The 4,550-nt window shown below is 44.5% G+C and carries 4 protein-coding genes; all 4 read left to right on the top strand.

What is annotated here, in order from left to right:
* The coding region (locus tag ACYVTD_RS10065; RefSeq protein ID WP_461247648.1) for a S1C family serine protease at positions 1-730 on the top strand (730 nt) is incomplete at its 5' end.
* The gene (locus tag ACYVTD_RS10070; protein WP_461247649.1) at positions 731-1,210 is read left to right on the top strand and encodes a cob(I)yrinic acid a,c-diamide adenosyltransferase; all 480 of its coding nucleotides are present in this window, start codon (positions 731-733) and stop codon (positions 1,208-1,210) included.
* A gap of 122 nt (positions 1,211-1,332) precedes the next feature.
* Positions 1,333-2,373, top strand: coding sequence for an HD domain-containing phosphohydrolase (locus ACYVTD_RS10075; protein WP_461247650.1), 1,041 nt, complete (start codon positions 1,333-1,335; stop codon positions 2,371-2,373).
* Positions 2,364-4,499: an ATP-binding protein gene (locus ACYVTD_RS10080; RefSeq protein WP_461247651.1), complete on the top strand. Its 2,136-nt coding sequence runs from the start codon at positions 2,364-2,366 to the stop codon at positions 4,497-4,499. The genes ACYVTD_RS10075 and ACYVTD_RS10080 overlap by 10 nt, the downstream gene beginning before the upstream one ends.
* The last annotated feature ends 51 nt before the right edge of the window (positions 4,500-4,550 follow it).

Raw genomic sequence — 4,550 nt, forward strand, 5'->3', positions numbered from 1 at the left:
AGGCGGTCCCTTGGTAGACGGCGAAGGGCGGCTTGTTGGAATTGTTTTTGCCGGTATCGCGTATCATCAGGGACTGAACTTCGCCATCCCCGCGGAAACGCTCGCCGCGGCCCTTCCGGCTATGATAAAAGGCGGGAAAGCGCAGAGGCCATGGCTTGGCCTTACATTATGTGAAACATTGCAGGGGGCCCAGATCATCTACACCTCGCCCAATACCCCCGCCTCGCGCCAGCTTTTGCGCGAAGGCTCCTACATAAAATCAATTAACGGAAAGACGATAACGGCGGCACAGGGCACCCTGATACCCGCGATGCAAAGTATTATTTTTCCGGCGGGCCCTGGGGAACTTGTCGCCATTGAAACAGTCGACTCGGAAGGCGTAGTAAAGAAAAATATTCTTATGACCGTCCGCCGCCCGGATCTTCCTTTGTCGGACGCGGCAAAAGTGGACAAACGCGAAAGAGTGGCGGCCCCCTTGTTCGGCATGATTCTTTCCCCCGTGTACGGCGGTTTATTTTCGTCTAACTTTGTCGTAACAAAAGTCGTGCGCGGCTCTGTCGCCGACGAGGCCGGCATCTCGGAAAATGATCCGATATCAATTAACCGTATGCGCGTGATGGAAAATGACGGTTATGTGCTTATGGATATTTCGATAAAGAAACGCAGAATGGGGTATCTGGAGACCAATATGCAGCTGCCCGCATGGCTGGATTCGCCGGACACTTTGTAGATGACGACTCTCCTAAACGGGCAAAAAACGTCAAAAAACGACCCTATAATTCATTTTATCGGAACGGCGGACGAGCTTAATTCCCATTTGGGGCTTGTAAAGGCCCTGCTTGAAGGCGGCAGTGATGCCGATAGCGCCGCGCGCCTGTTCATCGAAGAAATTCAAAAGAACCTTATGAAGCTTATGTCGCATGTTTCCGATCCTTCGGACGTTAAATATGTTTTTTCAGAAAAAGAACCCGCCTGTCTGGAAAAAGAAATTAACAGGATAAACGCACTGCTTCCGAAACAAACTCAATTTGTATTGCCCGGGCGCGACGTTATTGAAGCCCAAATCCATATCGCAAGAACCGTCGCCAGAAGAACGGAAAGGCTGTTTGCCGCCCTTAATGAAGAACTGCCGTTAAGCCATGACGCGGGCGTTTATTTAAACAAGCTTTCGGGCTATTTATTTGCCTTATCGCAACTGTCGCGTAATTAACGCCATTGAATCGAATTTTTAACCTATTTTAAACGATATTTCCACTTGAAATAACGCCTTTTTTAACGTAAAATTGTGTAAATATTACTTTTCATTATTCAGACAATGGGAGTGCATGGGCTTTGAAAACTATTTTTATTGTTGATGATAATGATGTCAATCTTATTGCCGCGGAAAAAGCCTTGTCAAAATACTACAATGTTTACACGCTTCCGTCCGCAGCCGATATGTTTGAGCTTCTAAACAACATTATTCCGAACCTGATCCTTTTGGATATAATTATGCCAGAGATGGACGGTTTGGAGGCGATGGCAAAATTAAAAGTCGACACAAATTATATGGATATTCCCGTCATATTTTTAACAAACAAAAACGATCCCGCGACGGAAGCCACGGGTTTTGAAATGGGGGCGGTAGATTTTATTTCCAAGCCGTTTTCCGAAGCCGTATTGGTTAACCGGATAAAAACCCACTTAAATATTGACGAAATTATCCGCGAAAGAACCGCGTTGCTTGAACAGAAGACCGAAAGCCTTCAAAGAATAAAAACCAGCATGGTCTCTGTTATGGCGGAAATGCTTGAAAGCAGGGATAAAACTACGGGCGGTCATATAGAAAGGACGACCGAATATCTGCGGCTGTTAATTAACGCGATGAGAGAAAGAGGCGTGTATGTTGACGAATTGGACACATGGGATATTGATTTGGCCGTTTCGTCGGCAAGACTGCACGATGTCGGCAAAATCGCCGTTTCCGATTTAATTTTGAACAAGCCCGCCAACCTTACAAAAGAAGAATTTGAAATAATGAAAATTCACGCCGCGGAAGGGGAGCGCATAATCGATAAAATTATCAGCCAGGCGGGAGACGAGGATTTTTTGCATTTCGCCAAATTATTCGCAAGTTACCATCACGAAAGATGGGACGGGCAAGGATACCCGCACGGCTTAAAAGGAGAAGAGATTCCCCTGCAGGGGCGCGTAATGGCGGTTGTCGACGTTTATGACGCTTTGTCGTCGAAACGCCCGTACAAGCCAGCGTTAAGCGCCGAACAGGTTATTAATATCATTATGGAAAGCAAGGGGAAGCAGTTTGATCCTCAGATAACGGAAGTATTCTATGAAATAAGGGATCAGTTTACCAAGGTAGCTTCATGCCTTTAATACGGCCGTTCATAAATAAATTACTGACAAGAATAATAAAAAAACATTTGTCTTTCGAAGCGGACGAACAGCTGCAAGTTTTGCTTGACGCTACCCCCCTTGTCATGAATTTTTGGAACAGGGAATATAAAAACATCTTAACCAATGCCGAGGCGGTAAAACTGTTTGAAGTGGCAAGCAAGCAGGAATATCTAGACAGGTTTTTTGAACTTTCGCCGGAACGCCAGAAAGACGGAAGACTGTCGAGTGAAAAGGCGTACGAATATATAAAAAAAGCGTTTGACGATGGGTACTGCCGGTTTTTATGGGATCACCAGAAACTGAACGGGGAAATTATTCCCTGTGAAATTACGCTTGTCCGCGTCAGTTATCAAAATGACTATATTGTTACCGGATACACGCGCGATCTTCGCGAAATGACAAAATTAATGGGCGAAAAACAAAACGCGGAACAGTCAAGCCGCCATAAAAACGCGTTTCTTGCCAATATGAGCCATGAAATACGGACGCCGATGAACGTGATTTTGGGCATTACCGAAATACAACTGCAAAATGAAAAGAATTCAAAGGAAACAAAAGAAGCGTTAACCAATATTTACAATTCAGGCTTTCTGCTTTTAAAAATTATCAACAACATATTGGACCTTTCTAAAATAGAAGCGGGCAAACTGGATCTGGAGCCGGTTAATTATAATGTCGCCGATCTTATTAACGACACGTTAAATATGTTTGTAATGCATTACGACAATAAGCCGATTCATTTTGTAATTCATGTGGACGATAATATTCCTTCGTCACTATTCGGCGACGATCTGCGGATAAAGCAAATTTTAAATAACCTTCTTACGAACGCTTTTAAGTATACCGACCAAGGCGAGATTTTGTTCTCTGTTTCCGCCGAGTCGGAAAACGGCGTTGTTAAAATTGATAATAACAGGATAAAGCTTGTTTTCCGCGTGCAGGATACCGGGCAGGGCATGACCAAGGAACAGCTTGGAGAATTGTTTGAGGAATACACCCGTTTTAACCTTGAGGCCAACCATGCCGTAGACGGTATCGGGCTTGGCATGCCGATTACAAAGTACCTTGTGCAAATTATGGAAGGCGATATATCAGTCGAGAGCGAACCGAAAAAAGGCTCGGTGTTTACGGTCAGCCTGCCCCAGGTGATAGCGGACAATACCCCTCTCGGCAAGGAAGCGACGGAAAAATTTAAAAAGTTCCGTATTGGGCAGGCGTTGTCAGCGCATAATCTGCCTCAAATTGACCGTGAGTATATGCCGTACGGCAGAATCTTAATCGTGGACGATGTGGAAACCAACCTGTATGTCGCCCGCGGGCTTATGGATCTTTACGGTTTGTCGACGGAAACCGTCACAAGCGGATTTGACGCGATAGAAAAGATTAACTCAGGCTGCACTTACGATATTGTTTTTATGGACCATTTTATGCCTAAAATGGACGGAATACAGGCGACGAAAATCATACGGGATATAGGGTATCAAAGGCCGATTGTCGCTCTTACCGCCAACGCGATGATAGGACAGGCGGAAATATTTATAGAAAAAGGTTTTAACGGGTTTGTTTCCAAGCCTATAGACGTGCGCCAGTTGGACGCGATACTTAACAAGTTTGTCCGCGACACGCAATCGCCGCAGGTGGTAGAGACCGCCAGAAAACTTAAAGCAAGGTTAAAAAACAATGCCGCCAAAACAAAACAGTCAAATTACGACGAAAAAATCACCCATGCTTTTATAATGGAGGCTGAAAAAGCCGTTTCTACGCTTAAACAACTGATGGAAAATAATTTTAAAAGGCAGGACGACCTGCAAAGTTACATAATAAGCGTTCATTCGATGAAAAGCGCCCTTGGAAATATGTATGAGGCGGAACACGCGCTCATGGCGGCTAATCTTGAAAAAGCCGGATTGGAAAAAAATATTTCGGCAATTAAGAGCGATACGCATGTATTTATAGAAGCGTTGGAATCGTTAATTAAAAAATATAAGGCGAAAGAAAAAGAAGAAGTTGTTTACCCCGATAATAAGGAATTACCCGCCGAAGATACAGAGTTTTTATTGGAAAAACTGTCTGTTATTAAATCGGCATGTGAAAAACTTGGCTAAAAACGGAAAACCAAACCAGAAGCCTCGCCTCGCAGTATCACGCCGTAAAGG

Source organism: Treponema sp. R6D11 (assembly GCF_054786075.1).